We start from the raw sequence: 21,825 nt of genomic DNA, 5'->3' as shown, positions 1-21,825 counted from the left end.
CGGCAGGCTACGTCGCGGTTGTCGTCCGGCCCACCCGATTACGCCCCGAGCACCGCACCGGGCGCGGCGGTGGCATGGTCGTACGGTGAGCACCGCACCCACCACCGCCTGGCGCCGGCCGGTTCCCACCGCCGCGCAGTTGCGCGCCGACCTCTGGGTCGGGCTCGCGGTCACCGTGCTGGCCCTGTTCGAGCTGACGCTGGCGCACAGCACCGGGGCCTTCCTGCTCGGGCCGCCGCCGAGCCTCGGCGAGCAGGTCTGGTGGACGGTGGCGGTGACCGCCCCGCTCGCCGTACGGCGGCGATGGCCCGCCACCGTCGCGGTGCTCGTCTCGATCGCGTTCATCGCCGGGCAGGCACGGGCGGTGCCGCTCGCCCAGCTCCCCTCGGGCGCGTTGTTCGCCGCCCTGTTCACGCTCGGCGCGTGGGGTGCCGACCGGCGGCTGGCCGGGCGGCTGCGCGCCGGCATCATCGTGGCGATGTTCGGCTGGCTCGCGCTGTCGCTCGCGCTGCGGGCCGACCAGATCTCGGCGGCCTCCTTCGCCGACGCCGCCGGCCCGGTGCCGCCGGTACTCGCGGCGGTGGTCAACGGGGTGTTCTACAACGTGCTGTTCTTCGGGTTCGCCTACTATTCCGGGCAGACCGCCTGGGTGGCCGCCCGCCGCCGGCACGAACTGCGGGAGCAGGCCGAGCAGCTGCGCCGGTCACAGGCCGAGGCGCGCGAGCGCGCGGTGATGGGCGAGCGGGTCCGCATCGCCCGGGAGCTGCACGACGTGGTGGCCCACCACGTCTCGGTGATGGGCGTGCAGGCCGCCGCGTGCCGGCGTGTCTTCGACCGCGACCGGGACAAGGCGCGTACCGCGCTGGCCGCGATCGAGGAGACGGCCCGCACCTCGGTCGACGAGCTGCGCCGGATGCTCGGTGTGCTGCGCGACCCGGCCGGCGCGGCCGCCGCGCCGGAGGACACCGCCGGCATCGAGGACGTCCGCGCGCTCGTGGACCGGGCCCGGGAGACCGGGCTGCGGGCCGAACTCGGGGTGTACGGCGAACCGGTGCCGCTGCCGCGCTCGGTGTCGCAGGCGGCGTACCGGATCGTGCAGGAGGCGGTGACGAACGTGGTCAAGCACGCCCACGCGACCACGCTCGACGTGCGCATCCGCTATCTGGCGAGGGAACTGGAGATCGACGTGAGCGACGACGGGCACGGCGGCGCGCCGGCCGCCGGGGCCGGGCTCGGCCTGATCGGCATGCGGGAACGGGTCGCCGCCCACGGCGGTGAGGTGGAGGCCGGGCCACGCCCCGGCGGCGGGTTCCGGGTCCGGGCCCGCATGCCGCTGCCGGTCGAGGCCACCGGGCGGGCGGCGTGACCGCGCCGGTACGGGTGCTGCTCGTCGACGACCAGCACCTGGTCCGGACCGGTTTCCGGGTCATCCTGGAGGTGGAGGACGACATCGAGGTGGTCGGCGAGGCCGCCGACGGGCAGCGTGCCGTGTCGATGGCGACCGCGCTGCGGCCGGACGTGGTGCTGATGGACGTGGAGATGCCCGTCCTCGACGGGCTGGAGGCCACCCGCCGGATCACCGCCGACGCGACGCCGGGCGGCCCGGCGGTGCTGATCCTCACCACGTTCGACCACGACGACTACCTGTTCGCCGCGCTGCGGGCCGGGGCGAGTGGCTTCCTGCTCAAGAACGGCACCCCGGAGGACCTGGTCGAGGCGGTGCGGGTGGTGGCGCGCGGCGAAGGGCTGATCGCGCCGTCGCTCACCCGGCGGGTGATCTCCACGTTCGCCCGGCCCGGCGCGGCGCCGCCGGACCCCCGGCACGACGCGGCGACGGCGGACCTGACCCCGCGCGAGCGGGAGGTGCTGGAGCTGGTCGCGAGCGGGGCCAGCAACGCCGAGATCGCGGACGTCCTGCGCGTCGGCGAGGCGACGGTGAAGACCCACGTCAGCCGCGTCCTGGCGAAGCTGGGGTTGCGCGACCGGGTGCAGGCGGTGGTGTTCGCGTACGAGCACGGCGTGGTGCGGCCCGGGGGATGACGCCCGTCCCCCACGCGACGGACCTCGTGATCGCCCCACGGTGGGACGACGGGAGCGACGGCCGGCCGTAGCGTCGGGATCATGACCAGCGTGCTCCGCCTCGACGGCGTCGACCGCAGCTTCGGCGGCCGTCAGGTGCTCAAGGACGTCTCCTTCGACGTGACCGCCGGGCGCATGACCGGATTCGTCGGCGGCAACGGCGCCGGCAAGACCACCACCATGCGGATCGTTCTCGGCGTGCTCGCCCCGGACGCCGGGCAGGTGACATGGCGGGGGCGGCCGCTCACCCGCGAGGCCCGGGCCCGGTTCGGCTACATGCCGGAGGAACGCGGCCTCTATCCCAAGATGACGCCCCGCGAGCAGGTGGTCCACCTCGGCCGCCTGTACGGGCTGGACGCCGCCGGTGCGCGCCGGCGTACCGACGCGCTGCTGGAGCGGGTCGGTCTGGGCGAGCGGGCCGACGACCTGCTGGAGACGCTGTCGCTCGGCAACCAGCAGCGCGCGCAGATCGCCGCCGCGCTGGTGCACGACCCGGAGGTGCTGATCCTGGACGAGCCGTTCTCCGGGCTCGACCCGCTCGCCGTCGACATGGTGGTGGCGGTGCTGCGGGAGCGCGCCGCCGCCGGAGCGCCGGTGCTGTTCTCCAGCCACCAGCTCGACGTGGTGGAGCGGCTCTGCGACGACCTGGTGCTCATCGCGGGCGGCACGATCCGGGCCGCGGGCGCCCGCGAGGAGCTGCGCGCCGCGTACACCCTGCCCCGGTTCTCGCTCGTGGTCGACGGCGACGCCGGCTGGCTGCGCGACCAGCCCGGCGTGCGGCTTGTCGACCTCGACGGCGCGCGCGCCGTGTTCGAGGTGGACCCGCCCGCCGACGACCAGGCGGTGCTGCGCGCGGCGCTGGAGCGCGGCCCGGTCCGCGCGTTCGGCCCGGTCACCCCGTCCCTCGCCGAGATCTTCCGAGAGGTCAACCAGTGAACACGTTCCAGGCCACCCGGCTGGTCGCGGCCCGCGAGATCAAGGTCAAGATCCGCGACAAGACGTTCCTCTACAGCACGCTTATCTTCCTGCTGCTCGCCGTCGTCGCCACTGTGGTGCCGGCGCTGATGAGCAGCGGCCCGTCCACGGTCGCGGTGACCGCGGCCGGCGCCGAACCGCTGCGCGCGGCCGGGCTGGACGTCATGCTCGTCGCCGACGACGGCGCCGCCGAACAGGCGGTACGCGACGGCGACGCGGACGCCGCGGTGGTCGCCGGTCCGGTCGTGGTCGCCGACGAGCGGGCCCCGGACGACGTGGTCTCCGCGCTCAGCGCGGCCCCGCAGGTGAAGCTGCTGGACCCGGACGCGGTGGATCCGCTCGTCGGCTACCTGGTGCCGTTCGCCTTCGCGTTCGTCTTCTTCTTCATGTCCCAGACGTTCGGGTTGCAGATCGCGCAGAGCGTCACCGAGGAGAAGCAGACCCGGATCGTGGAGATCCTGGTCGCCGCCGTGCCGGCCCGGGCGCTGCTGGCCGGCAAGATCCTCGCGGCGGGCGCGCTGGCGCTGGGACAGATCACCCTGATCGCGGCCGTCGCGCTGATCGGCATGCGCCTGACCGACGGCGGTGACCTGCTCGGCCTGATCGCACCCGCGATCGGCTGGTTCGTGCCGTTCTTCCTGTGCGGTTTCCTGCTGCTGGCGGCGATGTGGGCGGCCGCCGGGGCGCTGGTGAACCGCCAGGAGGACATCGCCGGGGCGTCCACCCCGGTGCAGCTCGCCGTGATGGCGCCGTTCTTCGCGGTGGTGTTCCTCAACGACAACGCCGCCGCGATGCGGATCCTGTCCTACCTGCCGATCTCCGCGCCGACCGCGATGCCGGTACGGCTGTTCACCGGCGACGCGGCCACGTGGGAGCCGTTCGTGTCGCTGGCGCTGCTGCTGCTCGCGGCGGCCGGGTTCCTGCTCGCCGGGGCCCGGATCTACGAGGGTTCGCTGCTGCGCACCAACGGGCGGACCTCGGTGCGCACGGCGTGGCGGCAGCGCGAGCCGATCGGCTGACCACGCGAGACGCGGAGCGCCGGCCACCCGATCACGGGGTGGCCGGCGCTCGGCACGTCGGGCGGGGTCAGCCGACGGCGGCCATGACCTCGTCGGAGACGTCGAAGTTGGCGAAGACGTTCTGCACGTCGTCGCAGTCCTCCAGCACGTCGATCAGCTTGAAGATCTTGCGTGCGCCCTCCTCGTCCAGCGGCACGTTCACGCTGGGGATGAGGGAGGACTCGGCCGACTCGTACTCGATGCCGGCGTCCTGCAGCGCGGTGCGGACCGCGACCAGGTCACCCGGCTCGGAGACCACCTCGTACGCCTCGCCGAGGTCGTTGACCTCCTCCGCGCCCGCGTCGAGGACGGCCATCATCACGTCGTCCTCGCTGGTGCCGGCCTTGGGGACGATCACGACGCCCTTGCGGGAGAACATGTACGACACCGAGCCCGCGTCGGCCAGCGAGCCGCCGTTGCGGGTCAGCGCGGTGCGCACCTCGGTCGCCGCCCGGTTGCGGTTGTCGGTGAGGCACTCGATCAGCATCGCCACGCCGTTCGGGCCGTAGCCCTCGTACATGATGGTCTGCCAGTCGGCGCCGCCGGCCTCCAGGCCGGAGCCGCGCTTGACCGCGCGGTCGATGTTGTCGTTCGGGACCGAGTTCTTCTTCGCCTTCTGGATGGCGTCGTAGAGAGTCGGGTTGCCGGCCGGGTCACCACCGCCGGTACGGGCGGCCACCTCGACGTTCTTGATCAGCTTGGCGAACATCTTGCCGCGCTTGGCGTCGATGACCGCCTTCTTGTGCTTGGTCGTCGCCCACTTTGAGTGGCCGGACATCTGTTACCTCCGTTGCTACCCGCCGTCTGCATCGACCGCACCACACGCCCCGCTCCCCCGCCGGCTCACGCCGACGCCGAGGTGCCGTGATCTCTGCTGGGAGCCGCGGCGGGCTGATGGCCCTGCCGAATCTCGGCAATCCTACCGGCGACCGGCGGGTGACTGTCACGCGCCGCACGGCACCGGCCCGTCCCAGGCCGCCCGAACCGGCACAACCGGGGACAGACCGGCCACTCATTCCCCGAAACCGTACGACAGCGCCACCGTCGGCTCGAACGTCTCGCGTTCCTCGCAGCGCTCCTCCAGACCAGCCCGGAAACGCCGGAACGACTCCAGCTGCGGCAGCGGCCCAGGCAGCTCCGGCGCGGTGGCCACCTCGACGAAGCTGCGTTCGTCGTCGAGCCGGTAGGAGACGTAGCGGAAACCGGACGGCCGCAGCCGGGCCAGCTCGTCGTGGACGGCGCGCAGCAGGCGCAGGTGCTCGGTCAGGCGCTCCGGGCGGATCCGGTAGCGGATCAGGATCATCTCCACGCTCACACCACCTGCTCCGGGCCGTCCCCGGCGGCGCCGCGACGGCCGGGGCGGGCACTTCCCACTGTCGGACCGATCCGCACCGGTCCTGTCCTCTGTGTCGTCCTCATGCCGGGAATCGTCGGTCCGGCCGCCGCCACACCGGGAGACCGGCGCGAGGCTGGCCCTGCCGGGGCCACCCGGCGGCCCGCCGCCGGTGCGAGACTGGGCCGATGATGGACGGCGAGCTGGGGGCGTTCCTGCGCAGCCGCCGGGAGGCGCTGCGCCCGGCCGACGTGGGGCTCGCCGCGGGCCCGCGCCGCCGCACGCCCGGTCTGCGCCGGGCGGAGCTAGCGACGCTGGCCCAGGTCAGCGTCGAATACCTGACCCGGCTGGAGCAGGGGCGCGACACCCGGCCCTCGCCGGAGATCCTCGCGGCGCTGGCCGACGCCCTGCTCCTCGACGACGCCGACCGGGACCACCTGCACCAGCTCGCGACGGTCGGCCACAGCCGGCACCTGTGCCCGCACGAACGGACGTCAGTGGCCCGCGCCGTCCGCCCGACGGTCCGGGCCGTACTCGACGGGCTGCGGGGCAACCCGGCGTACGTCGTCAACCGGCTGAGCGACGTGCTGGCCTGGAACGACGCGTTCGACCGGCTGGGCCGGCCACTCGGCCTACTCGACGGCAGCCGGCCCAACCTGCTCTGGTTCACGTTCGCCGACGAACGCGCCCGCGACCACTTCCCGCAGTGGGCGGAGCTGGCCGACCAGCAGGTCGCCGAGCTGCACCGGCTGCGACGGGGCGACCCGGCCACGGACGCGTTCGCCGAGCGGCTGGCCCGCACCGTGGGCACGCCGTTCACCGAGCGATGGCGGCGGCGTCCGGTGGCCGCGCCGCGTACCGGCGTGCGTGGACTGCGGCACCCGCAGGCCGGTCCGTTGCGGCTGGCCTACGAGACGCTGGACATCGCCGACGCCGCCCACCAGCGCATCGTCGTCCACCTGCCGGCCGACGCCGCCTCCGCGTCCGCCCTGGACGGGCTGCTCGGCCGGCGGCCCGGTCAGCTGCGCGCCGTCGCCGGCTGACGGCGGTCCGGACGGCGGGCGGGCCGCATGCCACTCAGGACGCGGCCCGGACCAGCTCCACGAAGTGGCGGTGCAGGCGCAGGTCACCGGTCAGTTCCGGATGGAACGAGGTGGCCAGCAGGTTGCCCTGCCGTACCGCGACGATCCGGTCCGCGGCCGGGCCGTCGGTCACCCGGCCGAGCACCTCGACGTCCGGGCCGACGCGCTCGACCCAGGGCGCGCGGATGAACACGGCGTGGAACGGGCCGCCGTCGACGCCGGTGAGCGCCACCGGCGCCTCGAACGAGTCGACCTGACGGCCGAACGCGTTGCGCCGCACCGTCATGTCGACGCCCGCGAAGCCACGCTGGTCGGGTCGGCCGTCCAGCACCCGCGCGGCCAGCATGATCATGCCGGCGCAGGAGCCGTAGACCGGCATGCCGGCGGCGATCCGTTTGTCGATCGGCTCGCGCATCTCGAAGATGTCCACCAGCTTGCTGATCGTGGTCGACTCGCCGCCGGGCACCACCAGGCCGTCGACCGCGTCCAGCTCGCCCGGGCGCCGCACCGGCCGGGCGTCGGCGCCCGCGCCGGTCAGCGCCGCGACGTGCTCGCGTACGTCGCCCTGAAGTGCGAGCACGCCGATCACCGGTACGGCCACGATGCTCCCTCCGGGGTGTTAAGAGGGGGCCCCGCCTCTACCGCAGGCGTTAACAGGGGGCCCTTCCTTGCGCTCACCAGCCGCGCTCGGCGAGGCGGTGCGGCTGGGGGATCTCGTCGACGTTGATGCCGACCATCGCCTCGCCCAGCCCGCGCGACACCTTGGCGAGCACGTCCGGGTCGTCGTGGAACGTGGTCGCCTTGACGATCGCCGCGGCCCGCTGGGCCGGGTTGCCGGACTTGAAGATGCCCGAGCCGACGAACACGCCCTCCGCGCCGAGCTGCATCATCATGGCCGCGTCGGCGGGGGTCGCGATGCCACCGGCGGTGAACAGCACGACCGGCAGCTTGCCCAGCTCGGCGACCTCCTTGACCAGCTCGTACGGGGCCTGCAGCTCCTTGGCCGCGACGTACAGCTCGTCGTCGGGCAGCGTCTGGAGCCGGCGGATCTCCTGCCGAATCCTCCGCATGTGCGTGGTGGCGTTGGAGACGTCGCCGGTGCCCGCCTCGCCCTTCGAGCGGATCATCGCGGCGCCCTCGGTGATCCGGCGCAGCGCCTCGCCCAGGTTCGTCGCCCCGCACACGAACGGGACGGTGAACGCCCACTTGTCGATGTGGTTGGCGTAGTCGGCCGGGGTCAGCACCTCGGACTCGTCGACGTAGTCGACGCCGAGCGCCTGGAGGATCCGCGCCTCGACGAAGTGGCCGATACGGGCCTTTGCCATCACCGGGATCGAGACGGCCTGGATGATGCCGTCGATCATGTCCGGGTCGCTCATCCGGGACACGCCGCCCTGCGCGCGGATGTCGGCAGGCACGCGTTCCAGGGCCATCACGGCCACCGCGCCGGCGTCCTCGGCGATCTTCGCCTGCTCGGGGGTGACCACGTCCATGATCACACCGCCCTTGAGCATCTCGGCCATGCCGCGCTTGACGCGGGCGGTGCCGACGGCGGTGGCGGCGGTCGGGGCTGCGGATTCAGACACGGGACATCGCTCCTCGGCGCACTCGGGAGGTGACTGCGCAGGAATGCTACGACCGGCGCGGCGCCGGTCCGAGCGCCAATCGAACCCCCGGTGGTCTGCCGTGTGGCCCCGGTCACGGCCGGTGGATCAGCCGGTGGTGACGTCCGCGTGCGACGCCAGCGTGGGATCGTCGATGTCGAAGTAGCGCGGCCACTCCCGCCCGCGTCCCATCCGGAACAGGCGCACCACCGGACGCCCGCGCGCCGAGCGGGCGTCGCGGACCAGATCGGTGTGCACCTGCCGGGCCAGCGCCAGCCGCCGGCTCGCCGCGATCACCGCCGCGCAGGCCGGGTCGTCCGGGTCCAGCCGCACCGCGCGCAGCTGCCGGGTCAGGTCGTTCTCCGCCGCCTCGCGCTCCTCCGGCACGGCGTCCAGCGCGATCCGGGCGGCGGCATACAGCTCCACGCCGTACCGCTGCTCGGCCAGGACCGCGGCGGCGGCCGCGCGGCGCAGCAGGTGCGCGTCCAGCGCGCGGGCCGCCGAGTCCGCGCGGATCTGCAACCGCTGCACCCGCCCGGAGGTCCAGATCAGGTACGCCGAGAGCAGCCCGAGCACCACGACCGCGCCCACCACCCACCACATGCCCGGCATCGTAGTGCTGCTCCTCATCCCGGCCGGCCGGCGCTCGCACCGGTCGACGCGCTCGTCACAGCGGCCGCGGCGGCCACAGCGGTCAGCCCAGTCCCGCCCACTCCTGGTCCATGACCCGGCCGTCGGTGGCCTCGATCGCGGCTGCGTATACCTCCAGAACGCGGCGGGCAACCACGGGCCAGTCGAAATTCGCCACCACCTGGTCGCCGCAGGCGGTCAGCCCGGCGCGGCGGCCGTCGTCGTCGAGCAGCTCGGACAGCGCGGCGGCCAGCCCGGTCGCGTCGCCGGTCGGGAACAGCCACCCGGCCCGCCCGCCGTCGAGCACCCGGCGGAACGCGTCGAGGTCGCTGGCGACCACCGTGGTGCCGGCGGCCAGCGCCTCGGTGAGGATCATCCCGAAGGACTCCCCTCCGGTGTTCGGTGCCACGTAGAGGTGCACGCTGCGCAGCATGCGTGCCTTGTCCGCCTCGGAGACCAGGCCGAGGAACGTGACCCGGTCGCGCAGGCCGGCCGGGAACCGCCCGTACAGCTCGTCGGCGTCACCAGGCCCGGCGACCAGCAGGCGCAGCCCGGGGCGGTGCGGCGCGAGCGCGACGAACGCGTCCCGCAGGATCGGGAAGCCCTTGCGCGGCTCGGTGAACCGGCCCAGGAACCCCAGCGTGCCGCCGGTGCCCGGGGCGCACTCCCCCGGCCAGCCCGGCAGCGGCGGCACCCCGGCGAACTTCGCCACCGCCACCCCGTTCGGGATCTCCACCGCGCCGCCGTCCATGTGCTCGACCTGCACCTTGCGGGCCAGCGCGCTGACCGCGATCCGGGCGGTGATCCGTTCCAGCACGATCTGGAGCGCGCCCTGCGCGGCCGACAGCACCCGGGAGCGGGTCATCGCGGTGTGGAAGGTGGCCACCACCGGCCCGCGCGCGCAGAGCACCGCCAGCATCGACAGGCTCGGGGTGAGCGGCTCGTGCACGTGCAGCACGTCGAAGTCGCCCCGGGTGATCCAGCGCCGCACCCGGGCGGTGGAGACCGGGCCGAACGCGATCCGGGCCACCGAACCGTTGTACGGCAGCGGCACCGCCCGGCCGGCCGACACCACGTACGGGGGCAGCGCCGAGTCCTCGTCGGCGGGTGCCAGCACGCTCACCTCGTGACCGAGCCCGAGCAGCGCCTCGGCCAGGTCCATGACGTGGTTCTGCACGCCGCCCGGCACGTCGAAGGAGTACGGGCACACGATGCCGATCCGCATGGCGTCCCCCTAGACCGTCCCGGTGGTGGCCGGCGGCTGCGCCGACGCGGGCGTGCCGTCCCGGCCCTGGTCCAGCCACATCCGTTGCAACATGTGCCAGTCTTGCGGATGCCGGGCGATGCCCGCCGCCAGACCGTCGGCAATCCGCTGCGTCACCGCGCGCACCCGCGCGTCGAGTGGGGCGCTGTCCGGGTCCGGCAGCGGCAGCGGACCCTCGAGCGACGCGCACGCGGTGTCCGGTTCGTACCACATCGAGGCCACGTAGAGCGGTGCGCCGGTGCGGATGGCCAGCAGCGCCGGCCCGGCCGGCATCCGGGTCCGGCCGCCGAAGAAGTCCACCTCGACGCCCCGGGCCGACAGGTCCCGGTCGGCGAGCAGGGGCACCACGTAACCGGCGCGCAGCCGGTCCACCAGCACGTCGAACGCGGGACGCGGGCCGCCCTGGTTGGGCAGGATCTCCATGCCCAGCCCTTCCCGGAACCCGACGAACCGCTCGTAGACGCCGTCCGGAAGCCGTTCCGCCACAGTCGTCATCGGCCAGCCGGTGGCCGCCACCCAGGCACCGGCCGCGTCCCAGTTGCCGGCGTGCGGCAGCGCCACCACCGCCCCCCGCCCGGCCGCCACGTCGGCGGCGAGCAGTTCCTGCCCGTCCAGGCGGAACCCGGCGAGGATGTCCGCCCGGCTCAGGCCGGGCAGCCGGAACGCCTCCATCCAGTACCGGGCGTACGAGCGCAAGCCCTCGCGCACCAGCGCGTCCAGTTCCGCGTCGGGCATCTCCGGTCCGACCACCCGGCGCAGGTTGGCGCGCAGCCGGCGCGTACCCCCGCCGTCCTTGCGGTGGGCGCGGTCGGCGCCCATCCGGAAGGCCGCCGCCGCGACGGGCCGGGGCAGCGCCCGGACCAGGCGCCAGCCCGCGACGAAGCCCGCCTCGGTGAGGTTCACTCGGCGCCGACCCGCTGGGCCTGGCGGTAGACGTGCGCCATCCGCTGCCCCACGGTGAAGATCGAGACGGCGGCGAGCAGCCAGAGCGCGATCTCCAGCGCGTGCCGGACGCCGACGCCGGTGAGCAGGCCGCCGACGCCGACGATGAGCAGCCGCTCGGTGCGCTCGGCGATGCCCACGTTGCAGGTCATCCCGAGCCCTTCGGCGCGGGCCTTGACGTAGGAGACGAGCCCACCCGCGGCCAGGCAGATCAGCGCCGCCGCCACGCCCGAGTAGTCGTGCTCGGTGGCCAGCCAGTACGCGACGGCGCCGAACACCGCGCTGTCGGCAATCCGGTCCATGCTCGAGTCGAGGAACGCCCCGAACCGGGTGGACCCGCCGCTCATCCGCGCCATCGTGCCGTCGAGCAGGTCGGTGAGAGCGAAGACCGTGACGATCAGCGCGCCGGCGACCAGGTGGCCGCGCGCGCCGAAGCCGAGCGCGCCGGCGAGCACGCCGAGGGTGCCGGTCACGGTGACCGCATTGGGGGACACGCCCGCACGCAGCAGCGTGCGGGCGATCGGCTCCACGACGCGGGTCATGCCCGCGCGGGCCGTCACTTGGAAGATCTTCGCCATGGCGGTCCCACGATAACGGCCCGCAACGGCCGGGGACACAGCCGGGCGTACGACCCGCCCGACGGCCCTTGTGCGGGCACCCGTGCGGGTGTGAGATCGAGCCAGGAGGTGAGCCAGTTCACCGGATCACCGGTCCGCGTTCGCATCCGGCAGCAGATCACCGGAAGATATCGCCGCGGCGCCCGTCCCGGGTCCGCTCCCCGTCGCCCGCGGCGGTCGCCACCACCACCGGTTGAGGGAGGTGCGCCGCGATGGCGCAGAAGAACGAGAAGGGTGTCACCGGCGGCGCGCCGGTGGTGACCGAGCCCGGCAGGGTCCGCAACGTGGTGCTCGTCGGGCACTCCGGCGCCGGCAAGACCACGCTGGTCGAGGCGCTGCTGGCCGCCAGCGGCACGATCAGTCGCGCCGGCGCCGTCACCGAGGGCACCACAGTCTGTGACCACGACCCCGCCGCCGTACGCCAGCAGCGCTCGGTGAGCCTCGCCTGCGCCCCGCTGGTGCACCGCGACGTCAAGGTCAACCTGCTGGACACGCCGGGCTACGGCGACTTCGTCGGCGAGCTGCGCGCCGGGCTGCGCGCCGCCGACGCGGCCCTGTTCGTGGTCTCCGCCGTGGACGGCATGGACGCCGCCACCGCCGCCCTCTGGGAGGAGTGCGCCGCCGTCGACATGCCCCGGGCGGTGGCGGTCTCCCGGCTGGACCACCCGCGGGCCGACTTCGACGAGGCGGTGGCGCTGTGCCAGCGGGTCTTCGGCGACAACGTGCTCCCGCTCTACCTGCCGATGCTCGGCGACGACGGCGAGTCGGTGGCCGGCCTGATGGGGCTGATCACCCGCCGGGTGTTCGACTACTCCGCCGGGCTGCCGGCGGCGGTGCGCGAGCCGGACCCGGAGCACCTGCCGGCCATCCAGGAGTCCCGCAACGAGCTGATCGAGGGAATCATCGCGGAGAGCGAGGACGAGACCCTGATGGACCGCTACCTCGGCGGCGAGGAGATCGACCCCGAGGTGCTGATCACCGACCTGGAGACCGCCGTCGCCCGGGGCCACTTCTATCCAGTGGTGCCCGTCTGCGCGGAGACCGGAGTCGGCCTGGACGCGCTGCTCGACGGCCTGGTCGCGGCGTTCCCGTCCCCGCTGGAGCACGACCTGCCGGCGGTCACCGGCGTGGACGGCTCGCCCCGCCCGCCGCTGACCTGCGACCCGGACGGCCCGCTGGTCGCCGAGGTGGTCAAGACGACAGTCGACAGGCACGTCGGGCGGGTCTCGCTGGTGCGGGTCTTCTCCGGCACGCTCCGCCCCGACCAGGTGATCCACGTGTCGGGGCACGGCATGGCCGAGCGCGGCCACCCCGACCACGACGCCGACGAGCGGGTCGGCCACGTCTACAGCCCGCTGGGCGCGACGCTGCGCGAGGTGCCCGCCTGCGTCGCCGGTGACCTGTGCGCGATCACCAAGTCGGGCAGCGCGGAGACCGGCGACACCATCTCGGCCAAGGACGACCCGCTGCTGATCGCCCCCTGGGAGATGCCGGAACCGCTGCTGCCGGTGGCGATCACGGCGCGCAGCCGGGCCGACGAGGACGCGCTGGCCCGCAACCTGTCCCGGCTGGTCGCCGGCGACCCGACGCTGCGGCTGGAACGCAACCCGGAGACCCACCAACTGGTGCTCTGGTGCATGGGCGAGGCGCACGCCGACGTGGTGCTCGACCGGCTGCGCGGCGGCGGGGTCGAGCTGGACACCGAGCCGGTCCGGGTGCCGCTGCGCGAGACGTTCGGCGCCGCCGCCCGGGGGCACGGCCGGCACGTCAAGCAGTCCGGCGGCCACGGCCAGTACGCGGTCTGCGACATCGAGGTGGAGCCGCTGCCCCGGGGCGCCGGCTTCGAGTTCGTCGACCGGGTGGTCGGCGGCGCGGTCCCGCACAACTACATCCCGTCGGTCGAGAAGGGCGTCCGGGCCCAGATGGAACGCGGTCTGGTCGCCGGCTACCCGGTGGTGGACCTGCGGGTCACGCTCGTCGACGGCAAGGCGCACAGCGTCGACTCCTCCGACGCGGCGTTCCAGACCGCCGGCGCGCTGGCGCTGCGCGACGCCGCCGAGAAGGGCCAGCCGACGCTGCTGGAGCCGGTCGACGAGATCACCGTACGGGTGCCCGACACGTCGGTCGGCGCGGTGATGGGCGACCTCTCCGGGCGGCGCGGCCGGGTGCTCGGCACCGAGCCGGACCCGGATGCCGAGGGCCGCACGCTGGTCCGCGCCGAGGTGCCCGCGACGGAACTGCTGCGGTACGCCGTCGAGCTGCGCTCGATGACCGCCGGCACCGGTACGTTCCGCCGCGAGTTCGCCCGCCACGAACCCATGCCCGCCCACCTGGCCGACCAGGCCCGCAAGGAATCCACCACCCGCTGACCCCACCCTCCCCCCTCCTCCCCTCTCCCCTCCCCCGCCTCGGCCCCGCGATCTTGCACTTGCGGCCCCGGCAAGCGGTGCATTTCCGGCAACGGGAGGGCACTAAGTGCAAGATCGACGCCGCCGAGGGCGGGGTTGGGTCAGGACTGCGCAGATCTTGGTAGGAAGTGGCCCTCATAGGGGCCCTTTCGTACCAAGATCTGCGGTGGCCTCAGGATTTGGGACACCGATCTCGTCGCGTGGGAGCGATCGGCTCGACGGGCGCGATCGGCTTGACGGGGTCGCTCGGCGGGCGCGATCGGCCGGGGCAGGGTCGGCTCGGCGGGGTCGGCTTGGGAGGTGCGGTCGGCTTGGGGGTGCGGTCGGCTCGGCGGGCGGGTCGGCCGGGGCAGGGGTCGGCTCGACGGGGTCGGCTGGTGGGTGGAAGTGCGGTCAGGGGCGGACGGCGGGGACCGGGGGCATCGGCCAGTGGGGGCGGTCGGCGTCCCGCAGGGCGGCCCGCCGTACCGCCGCCAGTTGCCGCTCCACCTCGGCGAAGTGGTCCGGGGCGAGCGGACCCCGGGCCAGCGCGGCGGCGTTCTCCTCGACCTGGGCGACGGTACGGGCGCCGGGGATCGGCACCGCCCTGTCGCTGCGCGCCCAGATCCACCCGATCGCTCCCTGCGCGAGGGTGCGGCCGTCGGCGATCAGCGCGTCGCGGACGGCGGCGACCCGGCGCAGCCACTCCGGGGCGGGCCGGCCGCTGCGGAACCACTCCAGCCAGGTCGGCCCGAGTCCGCGTACGTCGTCGCGGGGCAGCGTGGACTCCGGCGTGTACTTGCCGGTGAGCAGGCCCATCCCGAGCGGCCCCCGGGCCAGGCTGGCCAGGTCGTGCTTGCCGCAGACGTCGAGCATGGCCGGGGCGTCGCGCAGCACCGACAGCGCGTGCTGCACGGCGGCGGCGCCACGGGCGACCTGGGCGAAGGCGGCGGCCCGGTCGGCCCGGTCGGTGCTCCACCCGTACGACCGGATCAGGCCGGCGTCGACCAGGTCGTCGAGCGTGCCGATGAGCGCCTCGGCCCGGGGCAGCGGCAGGTCACCCAGGTGCAGCTGGTAGAGGTCGATGCGGTCGGTGCCGAGCCGGCGCAGCGAGTCGGTCACCGCCCGGCGCAGGTAGTGCGGCGAGGCGTTCTCGCCGGTGGCCTGCCGGGTGCGCTCGTCGAACGTGTAGCCGAACTTCGTGGCGATCACCGCCTCGTCGCGCCGGCCGGCCAGTGCCCGCCCCAGCACCCGCTCGCCGTGCCCGGCGCCGTACGTGTCGGCGGTGTCGAACAGGGTGACACCGAGGGCGAGCGCACGGCGGACGGCGCGTACCGACTCGTCGTCGTCGACCCGGCCCCAGCCCAGCGGGCGGGCGCCCTCGGCCCACGGGCCGCCGATCGCCCAGCACCCCATGCCGAGGGCGCTCACCTCGATGCCGCTGCGCCCCAACTGTCGTGTGTCGACTGCCACCGCCGCATCCTGTCACCTTCCCGGCGACCGCGGGCCGATTCGTAGCCGGAGAGTCCGACCGCGATCACGCCGCGTGACGCCAAGGGGTGGACCATCGTGCTGAACCCGATATGCCTCTGAGGCATATCGGTCCGAGGCCGTCCCTTCGGTCCCGCCTCTGAGGAGGAACGCCGTCGCCCGGCGAGCCGTCAGCGCGCGTAGGCCAGCAGCACCGGCTCGTCCTGGCCCGGCCAGGTGCCGGTGAGGCCGCCCGCCGCCGGAACGTCGGACGGTACGGGCCGCCGGACCACCGCAAGCTCGACGTCCCCCACCCGGACCAGCGTCACACCGCCGTCACCCGCGCCGGCCGAAGCCGGACCCGTCGGCACCGGTCCAGCCGGCACCGGGCGGCCGGTACGGCTGCCCGTCAGCGTCATGCTCGCCGGTCGCACCTCGCGCCTTCCGTCGACCTCGAAGTATTCCTCGGCCTGACCGGCGTCGGCGAGCACCGCGGCGGCCAGCAGCGGCGGGTACACCGGATCGCCGCAGGCGTCGTACGCCCAGCGGCGGCCGAGCACCGAGTGCTCGATGACGCCCACCAGGTGCTCGTCAGCTCCGGCAAGCGGCGCGGCCCGGTAGGTGAGCGGCGCCTGGAGCACCGGGCCGTCGCCGGCGCGCACGAGCAGCGTCTCGACGCCGACCTCGCCGGCCGGGTCGTCGAAGCGGTACGCCGCCACGCGGCTGACCGGCGCGCCGGCCTCGCCGGCGAACCACTGCCGGCCGGGCAGCCAGGAGGCGAGCAGCTCCAGTTTCGAGGGGCGCAGTTCCGCGCGGTGCAGGAGAGCCATGCGCGAGATCGTACTGTCGGGGCCCGCCGCCGTCAGGCCGCCGCCCACGCCCCGGCGAGCAGGTCCCGGGTGTCGGCGAGCAGCTGCGGCAGCACCTTCGTCCGGCCGATCACCGGCATGAAGTTGGCGTCGCCGCCCCAGCGCGGCACCACGTGCTGGTGCAGGTGCGCGGCGATGCCCGCGCCCGCGACGCCCCCCTGGTTCATGCCCAGGTTGAAGCCGTGCGCGCTGGACACGTGCCGGATCACCCGCATGGCGGCCTTGGTGAACGCGGCCAGCTCGACCGTCTCCGGCTCGTCCAGCTCGGTGTAGTCGGCCACGTGCCGGTAGGGGCAGACCAGCAGGTGGCCGGGGTTGTACGGGTAGAGGTTGAGCACCGCGAAGACGTGCTCGCCCCGGGCCACCACCAGGGACTCCTCCGGCGGCAGCCCGGGCGCGAGGCAGAACGGGCAGCCGGCCGGCTTCTCGTACCCGCCCTCGGGCCGGTCCTCGCCGGAGATGTAGGTCATCCGGTGCGGCGTCCAGAGCCGGTCGAGTCCGTCCGCCAGACCGTTGTCGCCGCCGTACCCGGTGTCCCGCTCCGCCCCTGTCACACAGGCGATCCTACGATCCGGGGCGAACCGCGCCGCCGCCCGGGCGGCGCGGTCGCCGGGCCGCCTACTCGGCGGCGGTGGCGGTGGGACCGGCGTTGGTGCGCGAATCCACCACCTCGCGGACGTGCGCCACCGCCTCGTCGATCGGCACACCGTTGCGCTGCGAGCCGTCGCGGTAGCGGAACGAGACGGTGCCGGCGGCCACGTCGTCGTCCCCGGCGATCACCATGAACGGGATCTTCTGCTGCTGCGCGTTGCGGATCTTCTTCTGCATCCGGTCGTCGCCCAGGTCGACCTCGGCCCGGACGCCGTGCCGCCGCAGCGTCGCGGCGAAGTCGACCAGGTAGTCGCCGTGCTCCTCGCGGATCGGGATGCCGACCACCTGCACCGGTGCCAGCCAGGCAGGGAACGCGCCCGCGTAGTGCTCGGTGAGCACGCCGATGAACCGCTCGATGGAGCCGAACTTGGCGCAGTGGATCATCACCGGCTGCTGCCGGGTGCCGTCGGCGGCCTGGTACTCCAGCCCGAAGCCCTTGGGCTGGTTGAAGTCGTACTGGATGGTCGACATCTGCCAGGTGCGGCCGATCGCGTCCTTGGCCTGCACGGAGATCTTCGGGCCGTAGAACGCCGCGCCACCCGGGTCCGGCACCAGCTCCAGGCCCGTCTCCAGCGCGCACTGCTCCAGCACGGCGGTGGCGGTCGCCCAGTCGGAGTCGGAGCCGACGAACTTGTCCGGCTTCGACTCGTCGCGGGTCGACAGCTCCAGGTAGAAGTCGTCGATGCCGAAGTCGCGCAGCAGGCTGAGCACGAAGCCGAGCAGGTGCTTGATCTCGGACGGTGCCTGCTCCTCAGTGCAGTAGGAGTGCGAGTCGTCCTGGGTGAAGCCGCGCACCCGGGTCAGGCCGTGGATCACGCCCGACTTCTCGTACCGGTAGAGCGTCCCGAACTCGAACAGCCGGATCGGCAACTGCCGGTAGGACCGACCGCGCGACCGGTAGATCAGGTTGTGCATCGGGCAGTTCATGGCCTTGAGGTAGTAGTCGCTGCCCTCCATCTCCATCGGCGGGAACATCGTGTCCTTGTAGTAGGGCAGGTGTCCCGACGTGTGGAAGAGACCTTCCTTGGAGATGTGCGGCGTGCCGACGTAGTCGAAGCCCTCCTCGATGTGGCGGGCCCGGACATAGTCCTCCATCACCCGCTTGAGCACACCGCCCTTGGGGTGGAAGACCGGCAGACCGGAGCCGATCTCGTCGGGGAAGCTGAACAGGTCGAGGTCCGCGCCGAGCTTGCGGTGGTCGCGGCGGGCGGCCTCCTCGAGCAGCTTCAGGTACGCCTTGAGCTCGTCCCGGGTCGGCCACGCGGTGCCGTAGACGCGCTGGAGCTGCGGGTTGCGCTCCGACCCGCGCCAGTACGCGGCGGCCGAGCGCATCAGCTTGAACGCGCCGATCAGGCGGGTGTTCGGCAGGTGCGGGCCACGGCACAGGTCCGACCAGCAGACCTTGTCCTCGTTGGCGGCCAGGTTGTCGTAGATGGTCAGCTCGCCGCCGCCCACCTCCATCACCTCGGAGGAGTCCAGCCCCTCCCCCTTGACCTCGATCAGTTCCAGCTTGAACGGCTCGGCCGCCAGCTCGGTCCGGGCCTCGTCCAGGTCGGCGAAGCGGCGGCGGCGGAACCGCTGGCCGGACTTGACGATCTCCTGCATGCGCTTCTCGAGCTTGGTCAGGTCGTCCGGCTGGAACGGCTTGTCGACGCTGAAGTCGTAGTAGAAGCCGTTCTCGATCGGCGGGCCGATGCCGAGCTTCGCCTCCGGGAAGATGTCCTGCACCGCCTGGGCCAGCACGTGCGCGGTGGAGTGGCGCAGCACGTTCAGCCCGTCCGGGCTGTCCAGCGGCACCGGCTCGACCGCGACCTCCTCGGCCGGGCGCCAGTCCAGGTCGCGGAGCTGGCCCTGCGGGTCGCGGACCACCACGATCGCCTTCGGCCCGCTCGTCGGCAGGCCGGCCGCGGCCACCGCGTCGGCAGCCGTCGTCCCGGCGGCGACGACGACGGGGTCGGCCACGACGGGGGTACGGGGTGCGGACACGGTGACTCCTAGTCGTCGACGGTACGGATCGGCCGGTGACCGGCCTCTGCGATGCTATCGGTCGCCCGGATCCGCGCCGCCGCCGACGCCGGTGCCCGTTCCCGGCGAGTTCCGTGCCGTGTTGAACCTTTTCGCCCCGCAGCCCGAACTACCAGGTGGGGCCGGAGCCGGTGCCGGCCCCAGTCGACAGGGATGGGGACGACCATGAGGATGACCCGTCGGGGCCGGTGGGCGGCGGCGTTGCTGGCGGCCGTACTCGCCGGGGCGGTAGGCTGGCCGGGCGCGGCGAACGCGGCCGGGGTGACGGTGACGACCTCGCCCGCCCAGGTACGCCAGGGCGACGCGATCGAACTGTCGGTGCTGGTGCCGGCGGACAAGCCCGGCACCCGGACCACCCGGATCGAGCTGACCATGCCCGCGGACGCCCCGATCGGGGAGGTGTATCCGCTGTCGGTGCCGGACTGGGCGCCGACCATCACCACCCGCACGCTCGACCAGCCGGTCCCCGGCATGCACGCGGCCGAGCTGAACCAGGTGACCCACTCGGTCAGCTGGCTGCGGATGCCCGGCACCGGCACCGGGCCGGCCCGGCTGCCGCTGGGCATGGGACCGATGCCCGCCACCGACCGGCTCACGTTCACAGTCGTGCAGACGTACGACGACGGCACCGTGGTCCGGTGGGCGGACCCGGCGGGTGGCGCGCACCCCGCGCCGACGCTCGATCTGCTGCCGCCGCTGCCGGGCACCGTGACGCACGACGGCGGCCCCGGCGCGGGGGCGAACGGCGGTGCGCACGGCGGTCACGGCGCGGCGGGCGGACCCGGCGCTGCCGATGGGGCGCAGGACGGCGCTCCGGGCGGCACGGCGGCCGGTACGGCGGACGACGGGCCGAGCGCGGACCTGCTGCTCGGTGGCGGCCTGCTCGCCGGGCTGGCCGGCGGCGCCGCGATCGGCTGGCTGCTCAGCCGCCGCCGGCGCGACACCATGGCCCTCCCGCAGGGCAGCAACGGCACCCCCGACGCCACCGCGACCGCGACCCCCGACAGCGGCACGCCCTCCGACACCGACGGTGCCCCCGCCAGCGCGACCCCCGAAGCCGGCGAGCCGGTGACCGTCGGCGCCCCCACACGCTCCTGAACGGGGCGGGGACGGACCCGTCAGGCGGGGGTGGGAAGCCAGTGGGGCAGCGGCTCGCGGGCGGCCAGCCAGTCCGCCGGCACGCCGCCCGGGGTGCCGGCTCCGGTGTACGCGGCCACGATCCCGCCCACGATGGCGGCCGTGGTGTCCACGTCGCCGCCCGCCTGGACGCAGGCGCGGATCGCGGCGGGATAGTCGTGCAGCAGCGTGGCGGCGACCCAGAGCGTGAACGGCACGGTGTCCTGCGCGGTGACCCGGGAGCCGTTGCCGAGCGCGCCGGCCGCCCCGGCGGCGGAGTGACCGAGCAGCGCGGCGGCCCGGCGTACCCCCCGGTGCACCTCACCGGCCGGGTCGAGCGCCCCCGCGACGGCGGTGAGCAGCCGGGCCGGGTCGGGCCGGTCGCCGTCGAGGCGGGCGCGGGCGGCGAGCGAGGCGGCCACCGCGACCGCCACCGCACCGGCGACGCCCTCCGGGTGGGCGTGCGTCACCTCGGCGGAGGCGCGGGCCTGTTCGGCGGCGCGCCGGGTGGAGTCGGCGTGCCAGGCGCCGAGCGGCGCGACGCGCATCGCGGCGCCGTTGCCGCAGGAACCCTGCCCGTCGAACGCGGACGCGGCGGCCACCGGCCAGGGCGTGCCGGTGCGGATCAGCCGCAGCACGGTCACCGCACCCGGCCCGTACCCCCGGTACGGCTCGCAGCGGTGCGCGAACGCCAGCGCCAGCCGGTCCCGGTCGATGTGCCCGTCGGCGGCCAGCTCGGCCACCACGGAGCAGGCCATCTCGGTGTCGTCGGTCCACTCCCACGGCGGCTCGGGCAGCCGCCCGGCGGCGAGGTCATCCGGGTGCCGTCCGGGGACGAAGAACTGGGAACCCAGCGCGTCGCCCACCGACAGGCCGGCCAGCGCGTCGCGGGCGAGCGTGAGGCGGGCGTCGGGAAAGAGCGTGAACGTCATCGCCGCCCCAGCTTGCCCGCTTCGCCGGAGCTCCGCAACGCTGCCGGCTTGCCACGCCGAGTACGGTGCTGACGTGGCAACCGTCCTGCTGGTCGAAGACGACCACGTCGTGCGCGGCGCCATGCTGCGGTCGCTGACCGACCGGGGGCACGCGGTGCACGCCGTCGGCACCGCGCTGGACGCGTTGCGCCGGGTCGCCGCGGAGACACCGGATCTGGTGGTGCTCGACCTCGGACTGCCCGACCTGGACGGCTCGGACGCGCTGCGCATGCTGCGCGGCATCACCGACGTGCCGATCATCATCGCCACCGCCCGCGACGACGAGCAGTCGGTGGTACGGCTGCTGCGCGCCGGCGCGGACGACTACATGGTCAAGCCGTTCACCGGGGCGCACCTGGACGCCCGGATCACCACGGTGCTGCGCCGGGCGGGGCGGGCCAGCCGTACCGTCGCGCCGGCCGTGCACACGGTCGGCGGCCTGCGGGTCGACGTGGGTGAGCGCAGCGCGGTGCTGGACGGGGAGGCGCTGGCGCTGACCCGCAAGGAATTCGACCTGCTGGCGTATCTCGCCGCGCGTCCCGGCCGGGTAGTGTCCCGGCGGGAACTCTTGGAGGAGGTATGGCGGCAGCCATCGGTCGGCGAGGACCAGACCATCGACGTTCACCTGTACTGGCTCCGCCGCAAAATGGGCGAGTCCGCGGCGAAGCCGCGCTACCTGCGCACCGTGCGGGGGGTCGGCTTCCGGCTGGTGGCGCCGGACTGAGGCTCACGCTGGCCGGGCTCACCGCCGG

Annotated in this window: 21 protein-coding genes; 8 read left to right on the top strand and 13 right to left on the bottom strand. The window is 74.1% G+C overall.

The genetic code is table 11. The features are described 5' to 3' along the window. The first annotated feature begins 85 nt into the window (after positions 1-85). The 4 genes from AB0C17_RS09095 to AB0C17_RS09080 all read left to right on the top strand — a co-directional run bounded on the left by AB0C17_RS09095 (position 86) and on the right by AB0C17_RS09080 (position 4,073). A complete protein-coding gene (locus tag AB0C17_RS09095; protein WP_357477671.1) occupies positions 86-1,366 on the top strand; it encodes a sensor histidine kinase in 1,281 nt (426 codons plus the stop codon). Then, entirely contained in the window at positions 1,363-2,040 is a 678-nt protein-coding gene (locus AB0C17_RS09090) for a response regulator transcription factor (RefSeq protein ID WP_357387128.1), read from the top strand. The genes AB0C17_RS09095 and AB0C17_RS09090 overlap by 4 nt, the downstream gene beginning before the upstream one ends. An 81-nt stretch (positions 2,041-2,121) precedes the next feature. Further along, positions 2,122-3,015: an ATP-binding cassette domain-containing protein gene (locus tag AB0C17_RS09085; RefSeq protein ID WP_357387126.1), complete on the top strand. Its 894-nt coding sequence runs from the start codon at positions 2,122-2,124 to the stop codon at positions 3,013-3,015. After that, on the top strand, positions 3,012-4,073 hold the full coding sequence (locus tag AB0C17_RS09080) for an ABC transporter permease (protein WP_357477668.1): 1,062 nt from the start codon (positions 3,012-3,014) through the stop codon (positions 4,071-4,073). The genes AB0C17_RS09085 and AB0C17_RS09080 overlap by 4 nt, the downstream gene beginning before the upstream one ends. Before the next feature lie 67 nt (positions 4,074-4,140). Here AB0C17_RS09080 and AB0C17_RS09075 read toward each other — a convergent pair whose 3' ends face one another. Both AB0C17_RS09075 and AB0C17_RS09070 read right to left on the bottom strand, forming a co-directional pair. Next, a complete protein-coding gene (locus AB0C17_RS09075) occupies positions 4,141-4,890 on the bottom strand; it encodes a YebC/PmpR family DNA-binding transcriptional regulator (protein ID WP_357469221.1) in 750 nt (249 codons plus the stop codon). 234 nt (positions 4,891-5,124) lie between these two features. Next, positions 5,125-5,427: a hypothetical protein gene (locus tag AB0C17_RS09070; RefSeq protein WP_357477665.1), complete on the bottom strand. Its 303-nt coding sequence runs from the start codon at positions 5,425-5,427 to the stop codon at positions 5,125-5,127. A 206-nt stretch (positions 5,428-5,633) separates the two neighbouring features. On the opposite strand from AB0C17_RS09070, the gene AB0C17_RS09065 reads away from it, so the two are divergent. Then, the gene (locus AB0C17_RS09065) at positions 5,634-6,488 is read left to right on the top strand and encodes a helix-turn-helix transcriptional regulator (protein WP_357477662.1); all 855 of its coding nucleotides are present in this window, start codon (positions 5,634-5,636) and stop codon (positions 6,486-6,488) included. 34 nt (positions 6,489-6,522) lie between these two features. Here AB0C17_RS09065 and pdxT read toward each other — a convergent pair whose 3' ends face one another. From pdxT to pgsA, 6 genes are all read right to left on the bottom strand, one after another. Next, complete coding sequence (pdxT, locus tag AB0C17_RS09060) at positions 6,523-7,128, bottom strand: pyridoxal 5'-phosphate synthase glutaminase subunit PdxT (protein ID WP_357387120.1); 606 nt, start codon at positions 7,126-7,128, stop codon at positions 6,523-6,525. A gap of 73 nt (positions 7,129-7,201) precedes the next feature. Continuing rightward, on the bottom strand, positions 7,202-8,113 hold the full coding sequence (pdxS, locus tag AB0C17_RS09055) for a pyridoxal 5'-phosphate synthase lyase subunit PdxS (protein WP_357387118.1): 912 nt from the start codon (positions 8,111-8,113) through the stop codon (positions 7,202-7,204). Positions 8,114-8,239: 126 nt separating this feature from the next. Beyond that, the gene (locus AB0C17_RS09050; RefSeq protein WP_357477659.1) at positions 8,240-8,743 is read right to left on the bottom strand and encodes a hypothetical protein; all 504 of its coding nucleotides are present in this window, start codon (positions 8,741-8,743) and stop codon (positions 8,240-8,242) included. Between the two features lie 82 nt (positions 8,744-8,825). Further along, positions 8,826-9,986, bottom strand: a complete 1,161-nt coding sequence (locus tag AB0C17_RS09045; RefSeq protein ID WP_357387114.1) for a glycosyltransferase family 4 protein — start codon at positions 9,984-9,986, stop codon at positions 8,826-8,828. A gap of 9 nt (positions 9,987-9,995) precedes the next feature. Continuing rightward, on the bottom strand, positions 9,996-10,928 hold the full coding sequence (locus tag AB0C17_RS09040; RefSeq protein WP_357477656.1) for a phosphatidylinositol mannoside acyltransferase: 933 nt from the start codon (positions 10,926-10,928) through the stop codon (positions 9,996-9,998). Further along, on the bottom strand, positions 10,925-11,545 hold the full coding sequence (gene pgsA / locus AB0C17_RS09035; RefSeq protein ID WP_357387110.1) for a phosphatidylinositol phosphate synthase: 621 nt from the start codon (positions 11,543-11,545) through the stop codon (positions 10,925-10,927). Before pgsA ends, AB0C17_RS09040 begins: the two co-directional genes overlap by 4 nt. Before the next feature lie 251 nt (positions 11,546-11,796). Here pgsA and AB0C17_RS09030 point away from each other — a divergent pair, with 251 nt between their 5' ends. Next, positions 11,797-13,953: an elongation factor G-like protein EF-G2 gene (locus AB0C17_RS09030; protein WP_357387108.1), complete on the top strand. Its 2,157-nt coding sequence runs from the start codon at positions 11,797-11,799 to the stop codon at positions 13,951-13,953. A gap of 432 nt (positions 13,954-14,385) precedes the next feature. On the opposite strand, the gene AB0C17_RS09025 is transcribed toward AB0C17_RS09030, so the two are convergent. The 4 genes from AB0C17_RS09025 to thrS all read right to left on the bottom strand — a co-directional run bounded on the left by AB0C17_RS09025 (position 14,386) and on the right by thrS (position 18,947). Then, positions 14,386-15,444: an aldo/keto reductase gene (locus AB0C17_RS09025; protein WP_357477653.1), complete on the bottom strand. Its 1,059-nt coding sequence runs from the start codon at positions 15,442-15,444 to the stop codon at positions 14,386-14,388. 188 nt (positions 15,445-15,632) lie between these two features. Further along, on the bottom strand, positions 15,633-16,271 hold the full coding sequence (locus AB0C17_RS09020; protein ID WP_357477650.1) for a hypothetical protein: 639 nt from the start codon (positions 16,269-16,271) through the stop codon (positions 15,633-15,635). 32 nt (positions 16,272-16,303) lie between these two features. Continuing rightward, on the bottom strand, positions 16,304-16,819 hold the full coding sequence (locus tag AB0C17_RS09015) for an HIT domain-containing protein (RefSeq protein ID WP_357469411.1): 516 nt from the start codon (positions 16,817-16,819) through the stop codon (positions 16,304-16,306). Between the two features lie 109 nt (positions 16,820-16,928). Further along, a complete protein-coding gene (gene thrS, locus AB0C17_RS09010; protein WP_357477647.1) occupies positions 16,929-18,947 on the bottom strand; it encodes a threonine--tRNA ligase in 2,019 nt (672 codons plus the stop codon). 204 nt (positions 18,948-19,151) lie between these two features. On the opposite strand from thrS, the gene AB0C17_RS09005 reads away from it, so the two are divergent. After that, a complete protein-coding gene (locus AB0C17_RS09005) occupies positions 19,152-20,084 on the top strand; it encodes a DUF1775 domain-containing protein (protein ID WP_357477644.1) in 933 nt (310 codons plus the stop codon). A gap of 20 nt (positions 20,085-20,104) precedes the next feature. On the opposite strand, the gene AB0C17_RS09000 is transcribed toward AB0C17_RS09005, so the two are convergent. Next, entirely contained in the window at positions 20,105-21,034 is a 930-nt protein-coding gene (locus AB0C17_RS09000; RefSeq protein WP_357477641.1) for an ADP-ribosylglycohydrolase family protein, read from the bottom strand. A 73-nt stretch (positions 21,035-21,107) separates the two neighbouring features. On the opposite strand from AB0C17_RS09000, the gene AB0C17_RS08995 reads away from it, so the two are divergent. Further along, a complete protein-coding gene (locus AB0C17_RS08995; RefSeq protein ID WP_013285422.1) occupies positions 21,108-21,797 on the top strand; it encodes a response regulator transcription factor in 690 nt (229 codons plus the stop codon). Positions 21,798-21,825: the final 28 nt, after the last annotated feature.

It is taken from the genome of Micromonospora sp. NPDC048887 (genome assembly GCF_040649715.1).
Classification (GTDB): domain Bacteria; phylum Actinomycetota; class Actinomycetes; order Mycobacteriales; family Micromonosporaceae; genus Micromonospora.
Note: the sequence above shows the minus strand (reverse complement) of the source record. Positions and strands in the feature narration are given on the sequence as shown.

Excerpts from the sequence above, each read along its gene's own strand:
- AB0C17_RS09045 (WP_357387114.1), bottom strand. The coding sequence starts at position 9,986 with ATGCGGATCGGCATCGTGTGCCCGTACTCCTTCGACGTGCCGGGCGGC.
- AB0C17_RS09075 (WP_357469221.1), bottom strand. The coding sequence starts at position 4,890 with ATGTCCGGCCACTCAAAGTGGGCGACGACCAAGCACAAGAAGGCGGTC.
- pgsA (WP_357387110.1), bottom strand. The coding sequence starts at position 11,545 with ATGGCGAAGATCTTCCAAGTGACGGCCCGCGCGGGCATGACCCGCGTC.
- AB0C17_RS09065 (WP_357477662.1), top strand. The coding sequence starts at position 5,634 with ATGATGGACGGCGAGCTGGGGGCGTTCCTGCGCAGCCGCCGGGAGGCG.
- AB0C17_RS09085 (WP_357387126.1), top strand. The coding sequence starts at position 2,122 with ATGACCAGCGTGCTCCGCCTCGACGGCGTCGACCGCAGCTTCGGCGGC.
- AB0C17_RS09000 (WP_357477641.1), bottom strand. The coding sequence starts at position 21,034 with ATGACGTTCACGCTCTTTCCCGACGCCCGCCTCACGCTCGCCCGCGAC.
- AB0C17_RS09005 (WP_357477644.1), top strand. The coding sequence starts at position 19,152 with ATGAGGATGACCCGTCGGGGCCGGTGGGCGGCGGCGTTGCTGGCGGCC.
- AB0C17_RS09020 (WP_357477650.1), bottom strand. The coding sequence starts at position 16,271 with ATGGCTCTCCTGCACCGCGCGGAACTGCGCCCCTCGAAACTGGAGCTG.
- AB0C17_RS09050 (WP_357477659.1), bottom strand. The coding sequence starts at position 8,743 with ATGCCGGGCATGTGGTGGGTGGTGGGCGCGGTCGTGGTGCTCGGGCTG.
- AB0C17_RS09030 (WP_357387108.1), top strand. The coding sequence starts at position 11,797 with ATGGCGCAGAAGAACGAGAAGGGTGTCACCGGCGGCGCGCCGGTGGTG.